Genomic DNA, 21,022 nt, shown 5'->3' with positions numbered 1-21,022 from the left:
ATTCAATTGCGAAACAGGTCGAGGATGCGACTGCGCTCCTCCGGAGCAGGGCCCTCGGGTCGCGGTGCCGCGCTGGCGCTTTCCATTCCTAGGCTGGACACGCCCGCGTTGCGCGCATATTCCTCATAAAACCACTCTCCACCGACGTTAACGACGCCAGCTGGCACTGTGGGCTCCATCACAGGAACGCCCTTGAGCGCTTTTTCCATGAAGCTGATCCATACCGGTAGACTGAGTCCGCCGCCGGTTTCACGGCTGCCCAGGTTGCGGGGTGTGTCGTAACCAATCCAGGTGACGGCGGCAATCGTGGGCTGGAACCCTGCAAACCAGGCATCCCAGGAATCGTTGGTCGTGCCGGTTTTGCCATACAAATCGGGCCGCTTGAGCGTGGCCTGTGCGCGGGCCGCAGTACCGGAGCGGGCCACTTCCTGTAGCAGGCTGTCCATGATGAAAGCATTGCGCGGTTCAATCGCGCGAACTTGGTCTTGCGTCGCAGGTGGCTCGATCTCCGAGAGAACCCTGCCTTTGTGATCGGTGACGCGTGAGATCAGCCAGGGATTGACGCGATATCCGCCATTGGCAAAAACCGAGTAACCCACGACAAGCTGCATCGGGGTGACCGAGCCCGCTCCCAGTGCCATCGTGAGATAGGCGGGATGCTTTTCGGCATCAAAGCCAAATTTTGTGATCCATTCTTGGGCATTGCGGGCCCCCACGGCCTGGAGCACGCGGATCGAGACCATGTTTTTCGACCGGGCCAGCGCAGACCGCATGGTCATGGGACCTTCAAACTTGCCGTCATAGTTCTTGGGCTCCCAAGGCTTTCCGCCAGTGACCCCGGCATCAAAAAAGAGAGGGCCGTCGTTGATGACGGTGGCCGGCGTAAAGCCCTTTTCCAGCGCAGCCGAATAGATAAAAGGCTTGAAGCTTGAGCCAGGTTGGCGCCATGCCTGGGTGACATGGTTGAATTTGTTTTTGTCAAAATCAAAGCCGCCCACCAACGCCTTGAGTGCGCCTGTGCGGGGATCGATGGCGACAAAAGCGCCTTCGACTTCGGGTAATTGTGTGGCTTCCCAGGTGTCCTTGGGAGTTTTGACCACCCGAATGACAGCGCCACGGCGTATCTTGATGTTGGGTGGTGCTTTGTCGCTCAACCCGGATTGCACGGGTTTGAGGCCCTCCCCCGTGATTTCGATGGTGTCGCCGTTGGGGCGCATGGCAACAATTTTGCGTGCTCCAGCTTCCAGCACCATGGCCGACAGGACGTCGCCGTTGTCTGGATGGTCGGCCAGAATATCGTCAATGGTTTCTTCCAGCTCCTGCGGGGTGTTGGGAAGTGTGACGAATTTTTCGGGGCCGCGATAGTGCTGTCGGCGCTCGTAGTTCATGATGCCTTGGCGCAAGGCACGATAGGCGACCTCCTGTTCACCCGCGTTCAGGGTGGTATAGACGTTGAGGCCGCGCGTGTAGGCCTCATTACCATATTGCGCAAAAATCAGCTGGCGCGCCATTTCAGCCACAAACTCGGCATGGACACGGGTGCTGTCCGAGCCCGTGCGGATCTTGACGTGCTCGGTGCGCGCGGCGGATGCCTCTTCAGGGGTGATGAAGCGGTTTTCCTCCATGCGGTCGATGATGTGGAGCTGTCGTGCCCGGGCCCGCTTCGGATTACTGATGGGGTTGTAGGCTGATGGGGCTTTGGGCAACCCGGCCAGCATGGCTGCTTCTGCAATTGTTACAGCTTTGAGTGGCTTGCCAAAATAGGTTTCTGATGCAGCCGCAAAGCCGTAGGCCCGATTTCCCAGAAAAATCTGATTCATATAAATCTCAAGAATCTGATCCTTGGTCAGGAAATGCTCTAATTTAAAAGTTAGTAATATTTCGTAAATTTTTCGAGTAAATGTTTTTTCCGAAGAAAGATACACGTTGCGCGCCACCTGCATGGTGATGGTGGATGCGCCCTGGCTTTTCATCTTTCCCAGATTGGCCAAGCCTGCGCGCAGCATGCCTTTGTAATCTACGCCGCCATGCTGAAAGAAGCGCGTGTCTTCAATGGCAAGAACGGCGTCCTTCATCACCTTGGGGATTTCGCCGATGGGCGTCAGGTTGCGCCGCTCTTCACCAAACTCACCCAGCAAGGCGCCTTCTGCGGAGTAGACCCTCAAAGGGAGCTTCGGCCGGTAGTCTGCCAGGTCGGAGATGTCGGGTAGATTAGGGTAGGCCATGGCCAGCGCCACGGCAATCACAAAGGCAAGGGACAGTGCGCCAGCGGCTGCCAGGCCCAGCATCCAGAGCGTCAAGCGGATCATCCATCGGAGCCATACCGGTCGCTTTGAGGATGTTGAAGGAGTCGCAGTGTTTGCGGATTTTGTCGTGGCGGGGGGCGGCATATCGCTCCGGATTGAAATGACAGGCCATTATAAAAATGCGCTGTGGCATTTTTCGGGGGATGACAAAAAGCAGTCCCCAAATGGGTGTGCACTGGGCGTGCTGATGGGCCCCGAGGGGTTGTAGTGTGGCGTCAAACGTCTGCTTTTGACAACGGTTCAAATGTGCAACGGCCGGAAAACTCTTTGCTGGAGAAGTATCTTACTGATAGCATTCATGTGAAATGTTAAGTTATGTTGTGTCTGATTGACAATTTTTAGGGGGCCATCTTGATCTCTGCGGGATCTCTGTTCAGTCGCCAGTCCGCGCCACTGCTGGGCATCGACATCAGCTCCTCCAGCGTCAAGCTGGTGGAGTTAGGGCGTGACAAGGCGGGTGGCCTGGTCCTGGAGCGGTGCGCCATCGAGCCACTGGAGCGTGGTTGGATTACGGATGGCAACATCGAGAAGTTCGATGAAGTCGCCGAAGCCCTGCGCAGGGTGGTGAAGAAAAGCGGCACACGCACGAAAAATGTGGCGCTGGCCTTGCCGCCTTCTGCCGTGATTACCAAAAAAATCACATTGCCCGCAGGCATGTCCGACCAAGAGTTGGAGGTGCAGGTGGAATCCGAAGCCAACCAGTACATCCCCTTTTCCCTGGATGAGGTCAGTCTGGATTTCTGTGTGATTGGCCCCAGCAAGAACGCGCCTGGAGACGTTGAGGTCCTGATCGCTGCATCACGCCGCGAAAAAGTGCAGGATCGACAGGGCTTGGCTGAAGCGGCTGGGCTCAAAGCTGCAATCATCGATATTGAATCCCATGCGTCACGTCTGGCGGCGAGCCGACTGATGGAGGCCTTCCCCAACAAGGGTGTGGACACGATGGTGGCCTTGTTCGAAGTCGGGGCGCTGACGACCAGCATGCAGGTCATTCGCAACGACGAAGTCCTGTACGACCGAGACCAGGCTTTTGGTGGTGCGCAGTTGTCCCAGCTCATCGTGCGGCAGTACGGTTTTTCAGCGGAAGAGGCAGAAAGCAAAAAACGCAGTGGAGATTTGCCTGACGATTACTCGTCAGCAGTGTTGCGCCCCTTTGTGGAGAGCCTGTCCCAGGAAATTGGCCGTGCATTGCAGTTTTTCTTCACAAGTACTCCCCACAACCGGGTAGATCACATCATGCTTGCCGGTGGATCGGCTCCCTTGCCAGGGCTGACTGATGCGGTTACGCAACACACGGGGTTCCCGTGCAGCGTCGTCAATCCCTTTGATGGCATGGAAATTGGAAGTTCAGTCCGCATGAAAAAAATGGTACGTGAGGCGCCTTCCTACCTCACCTCATGCGGACTTGCGATGCGGAGGTTCCTGCAGTGATTCTTATCAACCTGCTCCCCCATCGGGAGGCTGCACGCAAGCGCCGTCGGGAAAATTTCCAAGCGACGATGCTGGCATCGGCCTTGATCGGTCTCATGATTGCCGGGGCCATTTATTGGTGGTTCCAGATGCAAATCGAGGAACAACAAGGTAAAAACCAGTTTCTTCAAAGTGAAATCAAGCTTCTGGAAGGCCAGATTAAGGAAATCGCGACCATTGAAGAAGAAATTGCCGCGCTTCGTGCTCGCCAAAAGGCGGTAGAAGATCTGCAATCTGATCGCAACCTGCCTGTGCACTTGCTCAGCGAGTTGGTTCAGCAACTGCCCGATGGCGTGTATATCACTGCACTCAAGCAGACGAACCAGTCGGTGGCGTTGCAAGGGATGGCGCAGTCAAACGAGCGTGTCTCTGAGATGCTGCGCAATCTTTCCAACAATACGCCTTGGCTTTCCAAGCCAGAGCTCGTGGAAATCGTGGCCGCCAATGTGGCATTGACGCCGCGCGACCAGCGCCGCGTATCCGCCTTTAATCTGCGCTTTCAGTTAATGCGTTCCAGTGAGGCGCAAAAGGCCATGGAAGCCGCGAGTGTGGCGGGGAAATAAGCGATGGCAAAGAAACAAGCTTCAAATATCGATATGGCGCAGTTGCAGGAGCAATTGGCGCGCCAGTTCAAAAATCTGGACACCAAAGACCCTTCGCTCTGGCCACCTTTGCCGCGCTATTTGCTGTGCATTTTCTTGGCGGTAGGCGTAGCAGTTGCATTATGGTTTGTCAAACTCACAGACTATGAGATGGAACTGGAAAGTGAGCGCGCGACTGAACAGACATTGCGGCAGGACTACCAGAAGAAGCTGCAGAAAGCAGTCAGTCTTGATCTCTTGAAGAAGCAGCGTGAGCAGGTGCAGCAGTATGTGATCCAACTGGAAAAACAACTGCCCAGCAAAGCTGAAATGGCAGCACTGCTGTCTGATATCAACCAGGCTGGTCTGGGGCGCAGCTTACAGTTTGAGCTGTTTCGGCCCGGGCAGATCGTGGTGCGGGAGTATTACGCTGAGTTGCCGATTGCCGTGCGAGTCACTGGCAAATACCACGATATGGGGGCATTTGCAGCCGATATTGCCAATTTGTCGCGCATTGTGACGTTGAATGACATCTCCATTGGCGTGCCGGCGAAAGACAAAGTAAGTGGAAACCTGACCATGGATGCGACAGCGCGCACTTTCCGCTATCTTGATCCGGAAGAAGTGCAGGCACAACGAGATGGAAAAGCAGGAGCGAAAAAATGAAATTCCTGCCGATTGCATTCATCGCGCTGTGTGTGAGTTCGTTATTGGGTTGTGGTTCATCAGGTGAAGATGAGCTTCGCCAATGGATGTCCGACGAACGGGCGCAGGCGAGGCCGCGCGTCACGCCGATCGCAGAACCCAAGCAATTCAATCCGCAGCCCTATACCGCCGATGCGGGAATGGAGCCGTTCAATTCGCTTAAATTGACCCAGGCTTTGCGGCGCGAATCTTCGCAGGTGGCATCGAATGCAGCGCTGATCGCGCCTGAAATGGCACGCCGAAAAGAACCGCTGGAAGCCTTTCCGCTCGATGTCATGGCCATGGTGGGCAGTTTGAACAAGACGAGCAAGCCGACGGCTTTGTTGAAGGTGGACAATCTTTTGTACCAAGTGCAGGTGGGCAACTATCTTGGACAGAACTATGGGCGGATCACTGCCATTACGGAAACGGCCATCCAGATTCGCGAAATTGTGCAGGACGCTACGGGTGACTGGATAGAGCGCGCCACATCGCTGGAACTGCAGGAGGAGGCGAAGAAATGAAGCAAAAGACCATGAAAATTATCAATCGTGCAGCAGTTGTGGCCGTTGCCACATGTCTGGCGTCATTCGCCTGGGCTGAGGGGGCTATCGAATCTGTTACAGGCAGCATGCAGGCGGGTGCCGAAGTCGTCCGGATTGAGATGTCCGAACCGTTAGGTGCCGTTCCCACCGGTTTCACCACGCAGTCGCCAGCACGGATCGCGCTCGATTTTCCCGGTGCCAGTAACGCCATGGGCCGTTCCATGGTGGAAGTCAATCAGGGTAATTTGAAGTCGGTCAATGTGGTGCAGGCAGGAGGGCGGTCGCGTGTCGTGCTCAACCTCAAGCAGGCGACTTCTTATCGGGCCGAACTCCAGGGCAAAGCGCTGCTGATTCAGCTGGACCCGGTTGCGTCGTCTGCGTCGGGTGCCAGTCAGCCTAAACCGTCCACTGTCTTTGCGGAAGCTGGTACCAACGATATCCTTCCTATCAAGGATGTCGATTTTCGCCGTGGTCCAGATGGTTCTGGCCGAATTGTCATAGGCTTGGCCAGCAGCCAGGTGGGGGTCGATTTGCGACAGGTAGGCAAAGGATTGACGGTTGATTTCACCCGTTCTTCGCTACCAGAAGGTTTGCGCCGCCGCCTGGATGTTGCTGATTTCGGGACTCCAGTGCAGATGGTGACGACCACTGAACAAGGCGACCATGTCCGCATGGTCATTGAGCCTGTTGGTGACTGGGAGCACAGTGCGTACCAGAGCGATAACCAATTTGTGATCGAAGTCCGTCAGAAGAAAGTGGATCTCAACAAGTTGAGCCAAGGGCCTGGCTATAGCAATGAAAAACTTTCATTAAATTTTCAGAGTATCGAGCTTCGCTCTCTTCTGGCTGTTTTTGCAGACTTTACCAATATCAATATCGTCACCTCCGATACCGTGACGGGTGCCATGACGCTGCGTCTGCAGGATGTGCCGTGGGATCAGGCACTGCAAATCATCATGGAAGCCAAGGGGCTGGGGATGCGTAAGACGGGCAATGTGCTCTGGATTGCGCCCAAGGACGAGATTGACGATCGTACAAAGAAGGATTTCGAAGCGGCGGCTGCTATTCAGAAATTGGAGCCTTTGCGTACGCAGGCGTTCCAGATGAACTATGCCAAAGCGGTAGATATGGTTGTTCAGCTAACTACCAGTGCAGGTGGAGCGACCAGTGGTGGCACCTCTAACCGATTCTTGTCCGAACGAGGCAGTGCCATCGCCGAGCCGCGTACCAATCAACTGTTTGTGACCGACACTGCAACCAAGCTTGAAGAGGTGCGCCAACTACTCGCCAAACTGGATGTGGCGGTTCGGCAGGTCATGATTGAGGCGCGCATCGTGGAGGCGTCTGATACCTTCGGCCGGTCCCTCGGGGTTCGGTTAGGCGCAACTGATTTGCGGGCCAACCGTGGTGGTGATGGCGGATACAACCTCGGTGGAGGAAACCGAGTGGCAGTCGGCACGAGTTACAGCAATGCTGTCGCGTCGACCAGCGCAGGTGGGGCGGTGAATACCTTGGGTAATTTTGTCAACCTGCCTGCACAAGCCCAAGGTGGATACGATCCGACGAGTTTTGCTATTTCGATCTTCAACTCGGCTGCGAACCGCTTCCTGAATCTGGAAATTTCTGCCATGGAGGCAGATGGCAAAGGCAAGATTGTGTCCAGCCCCCGGGTTGTCACTGCCGATCAGACCAAGGCATCTATTGAGCAAGGTACTGAGTTTCCATACCCTGTCACTGCACCCAATGGTGGCACGATCATCGCATTCAAGAAGGCCGTTTTGAAACTGGAAGTTTTGCCTCAGATTACCCCAGAGGGAAATATCATCTTGGATCTGGATGTGAATAAAGACAGTCCAGGTGAGGTTTTGAATAACGTTCGTGCAATCAATACGAAAAGAATTAAGACGCAGGTATTGGTTGAAAATGGTGGTACCGTTGTGATTGGTGGAATTTTTGAATTGTTCGAAGATGAAACTGAAGCGAAAGTTCCTTTCTTGGGCGATATTCCAGGCGTAGGAAATCTCTTTAAAACACGCACAAAACAGGCAAACAAGCAAGAAATGCTGATCTTTATCACCCCCAAGGTGATCACGGATAAATCAGCTTCTCGATAAATTGATATAGAAGAGGACAGAAAATGCAAAAGATTTTCAAATTTATAGCGACGGCATCGGTTGCCGTGCTGACGGCCTGCGGGGGCGGTGGCGGTAGCCCAGGGGATAGTAGTTTGCCTTATTCGATTTCAGTGAAGGCAGCCAAAACTCAATTGCCTCTGAATATTGCGAATGAAAGAGCTGGTATTGGAGCGTATTCGCCCTTCACGACCACGCTCTACGTCGAGGCACGTGAAGGCAGTGCTCCAATTCCCGGAGGGAAGGAAATTTTTGGCTGCAATGTCGCTGGTGGCCTGGAGTCTGGTGCTTTGTATTATCTTGATGGTAAAGATGAGCACATGGTTGAAGTCGACGATGGAATGGGCGGAAAAATTAAAGTCCCAGGCGCTTATCGCAACATCGTGCTGGATTCCAACTCGGGCGGAAATTCGTTCCATTTCCATGCAGGGGATAAGGCAGGGACTGCCCGCATTGTCTGCACGGTCACTAACCCAGCAGATAAGCTGGTTTCCAGCGCGAGTGTCGATATTGTGGTGGGTGCGGCAACCGGCAAGCCAGCCAGCGTGACTGGAACAGCCCAGGCTCCTGGCTATCTGGGTACGAGTACCAATACATTTAACCTGCCTAAAAGCGTCGCCATCAGTGCAAAGGTGATGGATGATGCGAATCAACCGGCTCCTGATCCAGTTGCTGCCAATCTGCAGGTCAGCATTCGCCCATTCGGCGCATCTGCGGGATCGCGCCTGTTGCAGGGAGGCCAGTCGGGAAGCACGATTCAGGTCAAGACCATTGGGGGCGAGGGACTGTTCGCGATCTCCAGCGGGCCAAGCGCAGGCGTCATTCTGCTGGAACTGACTTCGGATCGTTTCGACAACGACGTAAGCAACGGTATCCAGGATCCCGTGATGCAACTCATGGCCATCGGTGTGCACAAGGCCATCAGAACGGTTCCGCTGGCGATTACGGACACAGAAATAACGGTCACCAATGGCATGGCGTTCTCGTATGCATTGACCGCACAGGGCGGCGTGCCACCCTACATGTGGACTAGCAGCGGGTTGCCAACGGGCCTCAATTTGAGCGCTGACGGCGTGATTTCCGGTACACCCACAGCATCGAAGGGTACCTACAACGTGGTCGTGACTGTGACCGATTACACCGATGTCCCGTTGACCAAGAACGTGAAGATCAAGGTAGAAGGTGATCTTGCTATTGACGGCTGCGATAGCGACGTCAGCAAGCCCTGCGCGTTGCCTGGAGGAAAGGTGGGCGAACAATATTCACACACCCTCTCGTTCTCGATTGGCGACCCAGCGATTCCGGTAGTATGGACGGTCACGGGGAACTTGCCTCCCGGACTGGCACTGGCTGCCGACGGTACTATCTCAGGCACGCCGACCGCTAAGGGCACCTTCACTTTCATCGTTACCGCCACACGGGGCAGTCTGGTCGTGAGGCGCCAAGTCACCATCGTTGTCGGTTGATTTGGTCTTCACAGATCATAGGCACTCTGTCCGGGCAGCACAGGGTATTGAGAAATACAATTCCTGTCTGTCCTGAGTCTTGAGAAAAAGCCCCTTGGATGCATCCAAGGGGCTTTTTTTTGGTACCGTTGTTTTGTGACCCGCACCCATATTTATCAACCATCGATGCAAGAAACCGAGAATAAATACGAAATGCCTGAATCCCTCTCAGACCGAGGGACGCACAAGCTGGAAATCGATCTGGGGGATCGCAGCTATGAAATCCAGATCGCTGCGTCTTGCCTTTCAACGCTGTACCAGCATTCGGCGCTACCCCGCGCACCGTGTGCACTGGTCGTCACCAACACGACCGTGTGGCCATTGCATGGTGCTGCGCTCGTACAGTCTCTCAAACAGTGTTACCCCGTCGTCCATGTCGTCCAACTCCCCGACGGTGAAGAACACAAAACCTGGCAAACCCTGAACTTGATATTTGACGCACTGCTGGAGAACGGTTGCGATCGCAAAACAGTGCTCTTTGCGCTGGGCGGAGGTGTTGTGGGTGACATGACTGGATTTGCTGCAGCGTGCTACATGCGCGGCGTGCCCTTTGTCCAGGTACCTACAACTTTGCTGGCGCAGGTGGATTCCTCTGTGGGAGGGAAGACGGCCATTAACCACCCGCTGGGCAAGAATATGATCGGTGCTTTCTACCAACCTCTGCTGGTGGTTTGCGATCTCTCCACCCTCGACACGTTGCCGCAGCGCGAACTGTCCGCTGGGTTGGCTGAAGTCATCAAATATGGGCCGATTGCCGACATGGCTCTCATGGAGTGGCTCGAATCGTCCATGGATGCCTTGCTGGCCCGTGACCGTGATGCGCTTGCGCATGCGGTGCGCCGCAGCTGCGAGATCAAGGCCTGGGTCGTGGGGCAGGATGAGCGGGAGGCGGGTCTACGGGCGATTTTGAATTTTGGCCACACTTTTGGCCATGCCATTGAAGCCGGCATGGGATACGGAGCATGGCTGCATGGTGAGGGTGTTGGGGCCGGTATGGTGATGGCTATTGAGCTGTCCCATCGGCTGGGTTTGGTGGATGCCGCCTACGTGCAGCGGTTGCGCGCATTGGTGCAACGGGCTGGTCTGCCGCTGCGCGGCCCGGTCCTGGATGCCGCCGACAATGCGGGGCGTTACCTGGAATTGATGCGCGTCGATAAAAAGGCCGAAGCCGGGGAAATTCGTTTTGTGTTGATCGAAGGCCCAGGGCGCGCCGTAGTACGCGCAGCGCCCGATGCGCTGGTGCGCGAAGTCATCGATGCCTGCTGTCTTTGATGCACAATCAAATTGATAGCTGGTAGCGCTTATAGAATAAGCGTCAGGTGCCAATTTGACTACATTTTCTTCATTGCAAGTTTATGCGTGCGATCCAGCCCGTACGCGGGGACGGCGCTACGCTGAAGTGCCTGCTCCCACGCGCACCGAATACCAACGCGACCGGGACCGTATTGTGCACTCGACGGCTTTCCGCCGCTTGGTTTACAAGACGCAGGTCTTCCTGAACCATGAAGGGGATCTGTTCCGTACGCGGTTAACACATTCGCTGGAGGTGGCGCAGCTTGGGCGGTCCATAGCGCGATCGTTGGGCATCAATGAAGATCTGGTGGAGGCCATCTCGCTGGCACACGACCTGGGGCATACGCCGTTTGGGCATGCCGGGCAGGATGCGCTCAATGCCTGCATGGCCGACTACGGGGGGTTTGAGCACAACCTGCAGAGTCTGCGTGTTGTCGATTTGCTGGAGCGGCGCTATCCACAGTTTGATGGGCTCAATCTCAGCTTTGAAACGCGAGAGGGCATTCTCAAGCATTGCTCGCGCGCGAATGCCCAGGCGCTGGAGACGGCAGAGCCCGGCGGAGTGGGGCAGCGGTTCCTGGTACGCCAGCAGCCCAGCCTTGAAGCGCAGCTGTGCAACCTGGCAGACGAAATTGCCTACAACGCCCATGACATCGATGATGGTGTGCGCTCCGGTTTGTTGACGATGGAGCAACTGCGTGACGTCCCCTTGTTTGACCGATACCGCGCCGAGGCCTTGTCTGAATACCCTGGGTTAGATACACCCTCGGGCCAACGGCGCTTGCTCTACGACGCCATCCGGCGCATGCTCAGTGCCCAGGTCTACGATGTGATCAACACCACACAAGCCGCATTGGCGCAGTCCGCGCCCTCCAGTGTTGAGGCGGTGCGCACCATGCCTACGATCGTGGGTTTTGGCGACGGCATGCGGGTGCTGTCGCAAGAACTCAAAAGCTTTCTGCTCAGCCGTCTTTACCGCCATGAACAGGTGGTTCAGACCATGGGCAACGCCAGCCAGATTGTTCGTGATCTCTTTACGACCTATATGGCTTCTCCGCCGGAGATGAAACCGTCTTTTGCTGAGTGGGCTAACGGTGCAGCAGAGCCTTCTGTCCGAGCGCGGGTGGTGGCCGACTTTATCGCCGGCATGACCGACCGCTATGCGGTCCGGGAGCACGAGCGCTTGACAGGACAACGTTTGCTCGATTGAGCACGCCTGCGCGGCGTACCGCCTGGAGCCATCGGCAGAGTCTGCTATCGTGCCCCAACGCTCGCTGACCTTTCCTGTCCCCGCAACGCCATGACTGCATCGCCCCACATATTTTCAGAGTCTCCTTTGCCCGATGCGGCGATCGTGTGGCAGGACACCGTGCGCTGGTTGGAGCGCGCTGTGATCGGCCTGAACCTGTGTCCCTTTGCCAAGGGTGTGCATGGCAAAGGGCAGATCCATTATGTTGTTAGTAGCGCCACGGAGGGGGCGCAGTTGCTACAAGAGCTTGGCGATGAACTGAAGGCCCTTGCCGAGATTTCACCCGAAGAGCGCGACACCACGCTACTCATGGCGCCAGCCTGCTTTCCTGATTTTCTCGACTTCAACGATTTTCTGGAGTTGGCCGACCAACTGCTGAACGCACTGGACCTGGAGGGCATCTTGCAGATTGCATCGTTCCATCCCGCGTTCCAGTTTGGAGGCACAACCGTGGACGACGTGACCAACTGCACCAATCGAGCACCTTACCCCACCTTGCACCTGCTGCGCGAAGACAGCATCGACCGGGCTGTGGCGGCGTTTCCAGAGGCCGAAACCATCTACGAGCGCAACATGAAGGTGCTGGAGGAAATGGGCGCAGAGGGCTGGCAGGCGCTGGATGTAGGGGCGCGCTGCCCCGTGGCACACGCCGAATCGCCACAGAAAGGCAATACATGAAGCCGCTGCGTGGAAAAGACCGTGCTCCCGTCTCAGTCGCTGCCGTGGAGATCCCAGAACTGCGCCCTGGCCAGTCGGTGGAACTGCTCAAAGAGCTGCATATCCTCACGCGCGATGGCCGCCTGAACCAGGATTCACGCCGCAAGCTCAAGCAGGTCTCGCACCTTTTCCAGTTCATCGAACCGTTGCTGGAAGAGTTCAGCGCCCAGGGCCATGCCCCCCTGCTTGCCGACCATGGGGCCGGCAAGTCTTACCTGGGCTTCATTCTGTACGACCTGTACTTCAAGGCGCTGGGGCGCGGCCACATCTACGGCATCGAAACCCGCGCCGATCTGGTGGAAAAATCCCGCGCCTTGGCCGACCGGCTGGGTTTTGGTCGCATGTCTTTTCTGAATCTGTCGGTGGCCGAATCGACCGACGCGACCGAGTTGCCCGATCGCATCGACATCGTGACCGCGCTCCACGCCTGTGACACAGCGACCGACGACGCCATTGCCTTTGGCCTGCAAAAGCAGGCTCGCGCCATGGTCATCGTGCCGTGTTGCCAGGCCGAAGTGGCCTCATTTTTGCGCAAGGACAAGGCCTTGCAATTGGGCCGTACGCCGTTGGCTGAATTGTGGCGCCATCCATTGCACACCCGGGAGCTGGGGAGCCAGATCACCAATGTGCTGCGCTGCCTGTACCTGGAGGCCAGCGGCTACCAGGTCACGGTGACAGAACTGGTGGGCTGGGAGCACAGCATGAAGAACGAACTCATCATCGCAAAATACAACGGGCAGAAAAAACGCAGTGCTGCCGAGCGCTTGCGGTCCATCTTGCGAGAGTTCGGACTGGAACAGGCGATGGGAGCGCGCTTCGGACTGGAGCCGCTGCTGGAGGTTCCCGCAGGTGATCTGCCTACCGGAGCGTCATCAGGTTCTTGACTTTGCGCACACCCGGTGTGCGCTGGGCAATCGCCTGGGCTCGCGCTCGCTCTTGGGTGTTGTGCGCTTCGCCCAGCAATTCGGCTTCGCCCTCTTTTACGTTCACAGTCACCGTCTGGCGTAAAGCGATTTGCTTATCGGCCAGGATCATGTGCCGCACGCGCGCTGCGGTGTCTGCATCCATGGCAGCGATGCGGTTGCGCTGATGGTTTGTATAAGCGTAATTCCCGTTGCTGGTACAAGCCGCCAAACTCGCAACGGAAAGAAAGATAGCCAAACTGGTGGTTCGTCGTGCGTTCATGGTGCTGCCTCTCAGAGTTACATGGATTGGATCACACACTTTGAAGCGCTTCGCAGAATAAAATTGGGGTCAGACTCTGAAATAGCGCTGCTTTCAGGCCCACTCCATGCTGTTGCGCCGTCCTTGGTCGTCCTTGTCTTCTACCCACCCTGCTGAGTGATTTCGTTTATGGCCCGCCTTCCTCGCCTGACCCTCCCTGGCTACCCCCACCACATCATCCAGCGCGGCAACAACCGCCAGGTGATTTTTGTCGATGCGCAGGATTTCGAAGCCATGCTGCGGCTGCTGGCAGAGAATGCAAAAAAGTTCGGTGTCGCGGTGCACGCCTATGTGCTCATGGACAACCATTTCCACCTTCTTGCTACGCCAGCCACCGTGGAGGCGCTGCCGCTGATGATGCAGGCGGTGGGCCGCAGCTATGTGCGCTACTTCAATCAACGCCATGGCCGCAGCGGCACCCTGTGGGAAGGGCGCTACCGCTCTACGTTGATCGAGACAGAGCGCTACCTCCTGGCCTGCATGGTCTACATCGACCTGAACCCGGTGCGCGCCGGCAGGGTGCTGCAGCCGACCGATTGGCGCTGGTCCAGCCATGCGCACCACCTGGGTTTGCGCCCCGATAGCCTGGTCACGTCGCATACGCTGTACTGGGCGCTGGGCAATACACCGTTTGCGCGTGAAGCGGCCTACGCTGAACTCGTACAGGCCGGCATCAGCGCGGGCCAGCAAGCGCAGTTGACCGATGCAGCGTTGCGTGGCTGGGCATTGGGCGAGCCGGATTTTGTGGGCGAGATACAAAAAAAATCGACCCGCCGCGTGACGAAATCAAAACCAGGGCGGCCACCCACGGGAAAAAACAATGAAGAAAAACGGGTTTAAATCCCGTGTACAAAACGTTGTAAGCTATTGTTTTTGATAAGTCCCCAATTTAGTATTTTTGAATAAGTGATCTGATTAATTGGAATCCGACCCCATTTATTCTTCTTGCGTGCAGATGCTGCAATGCACTAATCTTCACTTCCCTGCGCAATGAATGAGGAAAGTGCCATGACCACGGCCGCCGAGATAGAGCATCTGAAGCAACACGGTTTGTATTCGACCGCCAACGAGCACGACGCCTGCGGCCTCGGCTTTGTGGCGCACATCAAGGGCGTCAAGCGGCACGACATCGTGACGCAGGCGCTCAAGATCCTGGAAAACATCGATCACCGCGGCGCCGTAGGCGCCGACAAGCTCATGGGCGATGGGGCAGGCATCCTGATCCAGATCCCGGATGCCCTGTACCGTGAGGAGATGGCCGCGCAGGGCGTGGCACTGCCCCCCGCTGGCGAATACGGCGTGGGCATGATCTTCTTGCCCAAGGAGCACGCCAGCCGCCTGGCCTGCCAGCAGGAGATGGAGCGCGCCATCAAGGCCGAAGGCCAGGTGCTGCTCGGCTGGCGCGATGTGCCGGTCAACCGCGACATGCCCATGTCACCCACCGTGCGCGCCAAGGAGCCCATCCTGCGCCAGGTGTTCATCGGCCGGGGCAGCGACGTGATCGTGCAGGACGCGCTCGAGCGCAAGCTCTACGTGATCCGCAAGACGGCCAGTGCTGCCATCCAGGCGCTCAAACTCAAGCACAGCAAAGAGTATTACGTGCCCAGCATGAGCAGCCGCACCGTGGTCTACAAGGGCCTGCTGCTGGCCGACCAGGTGGGTGTGTATTTCAAGGACCTGGAGGATGAGCGCTGTGTGTCGGCCATTGGCCTGGTGCACCAGCGCTTTTCCACCAACACCTTCCCCGAGTGGCCGCTGGCCCACCCCTACCGCTATGTGGCGCATAACGGCGAGATCAACACCGTCAAGGGCAACTACAACTGGATGAAGGCGCGCGAAGGCGTCATGTCGTCCCCCGTGCTGGCGGCCGACCTGCAAAAGCTCTATCCGATCAGCTTTGCCGACCAGTCCGACACGGCCACCTTCGACAACTGCCTTGAATTGCTGACCATGGCCGGCTACCCCATCAGCCAGGCCGTGATGATGATGATTCCCGAACCCTGGGAGCAGCACACCACCATGGACGAGCGCCGCCGCGCTTTCTATGAATACCATGCCGCTATGTTGGAGCCCTGGGACGGGCCTGCTTCCATCGTCTTCACCGACGGCCGCCAGATCGGCGCCACGCTCGACCGCAATGGCCTGCGTCCCTCGCGTTACTGTGTCACCGATGATGATCTGGTGATCCTGGCGTCCGAGTCGGGCGTGCTGCCCGTGCCCGAAAACCGCATCGTGCGCAAATGGCGCCTGCAGCCGGGCAAGATGCTGCTCATCGACCTGGAACAGGGCCGCATGATCGACGACCAGGAGTTGAAGGCCAACATCGTCAACACCAAGCCCTACAAGCAGTGGATCGAGAACCTGCGCATCAAGCTCGACAACATTGACGCGGGTCCCCAGGTGGCGACCACTCAGGCAGCCGAACTGCCGCTGCTCGACCGCCAACAGGCCTTCGGCTATACGCAAGAAGACATCAAGTTCCTGATGGCGCCCATGGCCCGCAATGGCGAGGAAGGCATTGGCTCCATGGGCAACGACAGCCCACTGGCCGTGCTCTCGGGCCGCAACAAGCCGCTCTACAACTATTTCAAACAGCTTTTTGCCCAGGTGACCAACCCGCCGATCGACCCGATCCGCGAGGCCATCGTGATGTCGCTCAACAGCTTCATCGGCCCCAAGCCCAACCTGCTGGACATCAACCAGGTGAACCCGCCCATGCGGCTGGAAGTGAGCCAGCCGGTGCTCAACTTTGCCGACATCGCCAAGCTGCGCGATATCGCAAAACACACCCAGGGCAAGTTCCGCAGCGCCACCATCGACATCACCTACCCGCTGTCCTGGGGCCGCGAAGGTGTCGAGGCCAAGCTCGCCTCGCTGTGCGCGCAGGCGGTCGATGAAATCCGTGGCGGTGCCAATATTCTCATCATCAGCGACCGCGGAGTAGGTGCCACGCAGGTGGCCATTCCTGCGCTGCTGGCGCTCTCCAGCATCCACCAGCACCTGGTGCGCGAAGGGCTGCGCACTACGGCGGGCCTGGTAGTCGAAACGGGTACTGCGCGCGAGGTGCACCACTTTGCCGTGCTCGCCGGCTACGGCGCCGAGGCCGTGCACCCCTATCTGGCCATGGAAACCCTGGCCGATATGCACAAGGACCTGGGCGGCGATCTGTCCGCCGACAAGGCCATCACCAACTACGTCAAAGCCGTCGGCAAAGGGCTGTCCAAAATCATGTCCAAAATGGGCGTGAGCACTTACATGAGCTACTGCGGCGCCCAGCTGTTCGAGGCCATCGGCCTGAGCAGCGACACCGTCGGCAAGTACTTCACCGGCACCGCCAGCCGGGTCGAAGGCATTGGCGTGTTTGAAATCGCCGAAGAAGCGATCCGCATGCACAAGGACGCCTTTGGCGGTGACCCGGTGCTGGCCCACATGCTCGATACCGGCGGGGAGTACGCCTGGCGCACACGCGGTGAGGAGCACATGTGGACGCCCGACACCATCGCCAAGCTGCAACATGCCACGCGTGCCAACAACTGGAGCACCTACAAGGAATACGCCCAGCTGGTCAACGACCAAAGCAAGCGCCACATGACCCTGCGTGGCCTGTTCGAGTTCCAGTTCGATCCCGCCAAGGCTGTCCCGCTGGACGAGGTCGAACCCGCCAAGGACATCGTCAAGCGCTTTGCCACGGGCGCCATGTCGCTGGGCTCGATTTCTACCGAAGCCCATGCCACCCTGGCCGTGGCCATGAACCGCATCGGCGGCAAGAGCAACACGGGCGAGGGCGGTGAGGATGCCGCGCGCTACCGCAATGAACTCAAGGGCATCCCGATCAAGCAGGGCGACAGCCTCAAGAGCGTGATCGGTCCCGAGAACGTCGAGGTCGACCTGCCTTTGCTGGACGGTGACTCGCTGCGCAGCCGCATCAAGCAAGTCGCCTCGGGGCGTTTTGGCGTCACGGCCGAATACCTCAGCAGCGCCGACCAGATCCAGATCAAGATGGCCCAGGGCGCCAAGCCGGGCGAGGGCGGCCAGCTGCCCGGCGGCAAGGTGTCCAACTACATCGGCAAGCTGCGCCACAGCGTGCCTGGCGTGGGCTTGATCTCGCCCCCGCCGCACCATGACATTTATTCCATTGAAGACTTGGCGCAGCTCATCCACGACCTGAAAAACGTGGCGCCGCACGCCAGCATCAGTGTCAAGCTGGTGTCCGAAGTGGGTGTGGGCACCATTGCGGCGGGCGTGGCCAAGTGCAAGAGCGACCACGTGGTGATCGCCGGCCACGATGGCGGCACGGGCGCATCGCCCTGGTCGTCCATCAAGCACGCCGGCGGTCCGTGGGAAATCGGCCTGGCCGAAACCCAGCAGACCCTGGTGCTCAACCGCCTGCGCGGGCGCATCCGTGTGCAGGCCGACGGGCAGATGAAAACCGGCCGCGATGTGGCGATTGGTGCGCTGCTCGGTGCCGACGAGTTTGGCTTTGCCACGGCGCCGCTGGTGGTCGAGGGCTGCATCATGATGCGCAAATGCCACCTCAACACCTGCCCCGTGGGCGTGGCCACGCAAGACCCGGTGCTGCGCGCCAAGTTCTCGGGCAAGCCCGAGCATGTCGTCAACTACTTCTTCTTCGTGGCCGAAGAAGTGCGCCAGATCATGGCGCAACTGGGCGTGCGCAAGTTTGACGACCTGATTGGCCGCACCGACCTGCTCGATATGCGCAAGGGCCTGGAGCACTGGAAGGCCCGTGGCCTCGATTTCGGCCGCCTGTTCGCCCAACCCATCGTGCCCGCCGACGTACCGCGCTTCCATGTTCAAGTCCAAGACCACGACATTGAGCACACGCTGGACCGCAAGCTCATCGAGCGCAGCCAGCCCGCCATCGAAAAGGGCGAGCGTGTGCAGTTCATCGAAGTGGTGCGCAACGTGAATCGCTCGGTCGGCGCCATGCTCTCGGGTGCAGTCACCCGCCTGCACCCTGAGGGCTTGCCCGACGACAACATCCGCATCCAGCTCGAAGGCACGGGCGGCCAGTCGTTTGGCGCTTTCTTGTGCCGTGGCATCACGCTGTACCTGATTGGCGACGCCAACGACTACACGGGCAAGGGCCTGTCGGGCGGCCGCGTGATCGTGCGCCCGAGCATCGACTTTCGGGGCGATGCTGCGCGCAACACCATCGTGGGCAACACCGTCATGTACGGCGCCACCAGCGGCGAAGCCTACTTCAGCGGCGTGGCCGGCGAGCGCTTTGCTGTGCGCCTGTCGGGAGCCACTGCGGTGGTGGAAGGCACGGGCGACCATGGCTGCGAATACATGACCGGCGGCACCGTGGTGGTGCTGGGCCAGACCGGCCGCAACTTCGCGGCGGGCATGAGCGGCGGCGTGGCCTATGTGTACGACGAGGACGGCCAGTTCGACACCCGTTGCAACCTGTCCATGGTCACGCTCGAACGCATCCTGCCCAGTGACGAGCAAATGGCCACCACGCCGCGTGCCACCTGGCACCGCGACCAGACCGACGAAGCCCAGCTCAAGAAAATGCTGGAAGACCACAACCGCTGGACCGGCAGCAAGCGTGCGCGCGAACTGCTCGACCACTGGGCCGCATCGCGCAGCAAGTTCGTCAAGGTGTTCCCCACCGAATACAAGCGCGCCCTGTCTGAAATATATGAAAGAAAAGTGCTTGAAGAGTCCGCTACACCAGCGGTAGAAGCTACAGAAAAAGTAGCAAAAGTGGCCCCTTGAGGCCACTCGCTGCCAGCACATCATTCAGAAGGACACAGACATGGGAAAGACCACAGGCTTCATGGAATACGGGCGCATCGAAGAGGGCTACAAAGGTGTGCCCGAGCGCCTCAAGAACTACCGCGAATTTGTCATTGGCCTGGACGACGCCCAGGCCCGCGTGCAGGCTGCGCGCTGCATGGACTGCGGCACGCCGTTCTGCAGCAATGGCTGCCCGGTGAACAACATCATTCCGGACTTCAACGACCTGGTGTACCAGGCCGACTGGAAGAGCGCGTTCGCCGTACTCAATTCGACCAACAACTTCCCCGAGTTCACCGGCCGCATCTGCCCCGCACCCTGTGAGGCGGCCTGCGTGCTCAACGTGAACGACGATGCCGTGGGCATCAAGAGCATCGAGCACGCCATCATCGACCGCGCCTGGGAGCATGGCTGGGTGCAGCCGCAGGTGCCCAAGCACAAGACGGGCCGCAAAGTGGCCGTGGTGGGCTCTGGTCCTGCCGGCATGGCTGCGGCCCAGCAGCTGGCGCGCGCCGGGCATGACGTCACGCTGTTCGAGAAGAACGACCGCGTGGGTGGCCTGCTGCGCTATGGCATTCCCGACTTCAAGATGGAGAAGACGCACATCGACCGGCGCGTCCAGCAGATGCAGGCCGAGGGCGTCACGGTGCGCACGGGCGTTTTTGTGGGCGCCGCCAAGGATGGCCTGGGCAAAGGCTCCAAGGTGACCAACTGGGCCAAGGAGACCATCAGCCCCGAGCAGTTGAAGCAAGACTTTGACGCCGTGCTGCTGACCGGCGGCGCCGAGCAGTCACGTGACCTGCCCGTGCCGGGCCGCGACCTCGACGGCATCCACTTCGCCATGGAGTTTTTGCCGCAGCAGAACAAGGTCAACGCGGGCGACAAGCTCAAGGGCCAGATCCGAGCCGATGGCAAACACGTCATCGTGATCGGCGGCGGCGACACCGGCAGCGACTGCGTGGGCACCAGCAACCGCCACGGTGCGGCCAGCGTGACCCAGTTCGAAGTCATGCCCATGCCTCCTGAGGTAGAGAACCGCCCACTCACCTGGCCCTACTGGCCGCTCAAGCTGCGCACCAGCTCCAGCCACCAGGAAGGCTGCGTGCGTGAATTCGCCATCTCCACCAAGGAGTTCACGGGCGAAAAGGGCAAGGTCAAGGGATTGACCACCGTGCAGGTCGAGTTCAAGGATGGCAAGCTGGTCGAAATAGAGGGCACCGAAAAGCATTACCAGGCCGACTTGGTGCTGCTGGCCATGGGCTTTGTCAGCCCTGTGGCGCCCGTGCTCGATGCGTTCGGCATTGAGAAGGATGCCCGTGGCAATGCGCGCGCCAGCACCGACGAAGGCGGCTACGCCACCAACGTGCCCGGAGTATTTGCTGCGGGAGACATCCGCCGGGGGCAATCGCTGGTGGTGTGGGCGATCCGGGAAGGCCGTCAAGCGGCGCGCTCGGTGGACCAGTTCTTGATGGGATCGAGCGAACTGCCTCGCTGATGCCCCTCGGGAGGAGGGCTTCGCACATCGTGCCAGCCCCCGCTGCTATGCTGCGGCG

Annotated in this window: 15 protein-coding genes; 13 read left to right on the top strand and 2 right to left on the bottom strand. The window is 58.5% G+C overall.

Annotation, left to right across the window (positions count from 1 at the left end; all coding sequences use genetic code 11):
• Positions 1-2: 2 nt before the first annotated feature.
• Positions 3-2,390: a penicillin-binding protein 1A gene (locus ACYVOC_RS02775; RefSeq protein ID WP_461160807.1), complete on the bottom strand. Its 2,388-nt coding sequence runs from the start codon at positions 2,388-2,390 to the stop codon at positions 3-5.
• Positions 2,391-2,657: 267 nt separating this feature from the next.
• On the opposite strand from ACYVOC_RS02775, the gene ACYVOC_RS02770 reads away from it, so the two are divergent.
• The 10 genes from ACYVOC_RS02770 (at position 2,658) to ACYVOC_RS02725 (ending at position 13,366) form a co-directional block, all read left to right on the top strand.
• Complete coding sequence (locus tag ACYVOC_RS02770) at positions 2,658-3,737, top strand: pilus assembly protein PilM (RefSeq protein ID WP_461160806.1); 1,080 nt, start codon at positions 2,658-2,660, stop codon at positions 3,735-3,737.
• Complete coding sequence (locus ACYVOC_RS02765) at positions 3,734-4,339, top strand: PilN domain-containing protein (RefSeq protein WP_461160805.1); 606 nt, start codon at positions 3,734-3,736, stop codon at positions 4,337-4,339. Before ACYVOC_RS02770 ends, ACYVOC_RS02765 begins: the two co-directional genes overlap by 4 nt.
• Before the next feature lie 3 nt (positions 4,340-4,342).
• Positions 4,343-5,023, top strand: a complete 681-nt coding sequence (locus ACYVOC_RS02760; protein WP_461160804.1) for a type IV pilus inner membrane component PilO — start codon at positions 4,343-4,345, stop codon at positions 5,021-5,023.
• Positions 5,020-5,565: a pilus assembly protein PilP gene (locus ACYVOC_RS02755; protein WP_461160803.1), complete on the top strand. Its 546-nt coding sequence runs from the start codon at positions 5,020-5,022 to the stop codon at positions 5,563-5,565. Before ACYVOC_RS02760 ends, ACYVOC_RS02755 begins: the two co-directional genes overlap by 4 nt.
• Positions 5,562-7,700, top strand: coding sequence for a type IV pilus secretin PilQ (pilQ, locus tag ACYVOC_RS02750; protein ID WP_461160802.1), 2,139 nt, complete (start codon positions 5,562-5,564; stop codon positions 7,698-7,700). Before ACYVOC_RS02755 ends, pilQ begins: the two co-directional genes overlap by 4 nt.
• A 23-nt stretch (positions 7,701-7,723) precedes the next feature.
• Positions 7,724-9,184, top strand: a complete 1,461-nt coding sequence (locus ACYVOC_RS02745) for a putative Ig domain-containing protein (protein WP_461160801.1) — start codon at positions 7,724-7,726, stop codon at positions 9,182-9,184.
• Positions 9,185-9,376: 192 nt separating this feature from the next.
• Positions 9,377-10,495, top strand: a complete 1,119-nt coding sequence (gene aroB / locus ACYVOC_RS02740) for a 3-dehydroquinate synthase (RefSeq protein ID WP_461160800.1) — start codon at positions 9,377-9,379, stop codon at positions 10,493-10,495.
• Between the two features lie 55 nt (positions 10,496-10,550).
• Entirely contained in the window at positions 10,551-11,726 is a 1,176-nt protein-coding gene (locus ACYVOC_RS02735; protein WP_461160799.1) for a deoxyguanosinetriphosphate triphosphohydrolase, read from the top strand.
• Positions 11,727-11,816: 90 nt separating this feature from the next.
• A complete protein-coding gene (locus tag ACYVOC_RS02730; RefSeq protein WP_461160798.1) occupies positions 11,817-12,443 on the top strand; it encodes a DUF1415 domain-containing protein in 627 nt (208 codons plus the stop codon).
• Entirely contained in the window at positions 12,440-13,366 is a 927-nt protein-coding gene (locus tag ACYVOC_RS02725) for a class I SAM-dependent methyltransferase (protein WP_461160797.1), read from the top strand. Before ACYVOC_RS02730 ends, ACYVOC_RS02725 begins: the two co-directional genes overlap by 4 nt.
• Here ACYVOC_RS02725 and ACYVOC_RS02720 read toward each other — a convergent pair.
• A complete protein-coding gene (locus tag ACYVOC_RS02720; RefSeq protein ID WP_461160796.1) occupies positions 13,341-13,667 on the bottom strand; it encodes a BON domain-containing protein in 327 nt (108 codons plus the stop codon). The genes ACYVOC_RS02725 and ACYVOC_RS02720 overlap by 26 nt on opposite strands.
• 168 nt (positions 13,668-13,835) lie before the next feature.
• Between ACYVOC_RS02720 and ACYVOC_RS02715 the strand changes: the two genes are divergently transcribed.
• From ACYVOC_RS02715 to ACYVOC_RS02705, 3 genes are all read left to right on the top strand, one after another.
• Positions 13,836-14,546 (top strand): transposase, encoded by a 711-nt coding sequence (locus tag ACYVOC_RS02715; protein WP_461160795.1) that lies wholly within the window; start codon positions 13,836-13,838, stop codon positions 14,544-14,546.
• A gap of 168 nt (positions 14,547-14,714) precedes the next feature.
• Positions 14,715-19,448, top strand: a complete 4,734-nt coding sequence (locus ACYVOC_RS02710; protein ID WP_461160794.1) for a glutamate synthase-related protein — start codon at positions 14,715-14,717, stop codon at positions 19,446-19,448.
• A gap of 40 nt (positions 19,449-19,488) precedes the next feature.
• A complete protein-coding gene (locus tag ACYVOC_RS02705; protein WP_461160793.1) occupies positions 19,489-20,964 on the top strand; it encodes a glutamate synthase subunit beta in 1,476 nt (491 codons plus the stop codon).
• Positions 20,965-21,022: the final 58 nt, after the last annotated feature.

The sequence above is a fragment of the Simplicispira piscis genome, assembly GCF_054783455.1.
This window is presented reverse-complemented; position numbering and strand designations above follow the sequence as displayed.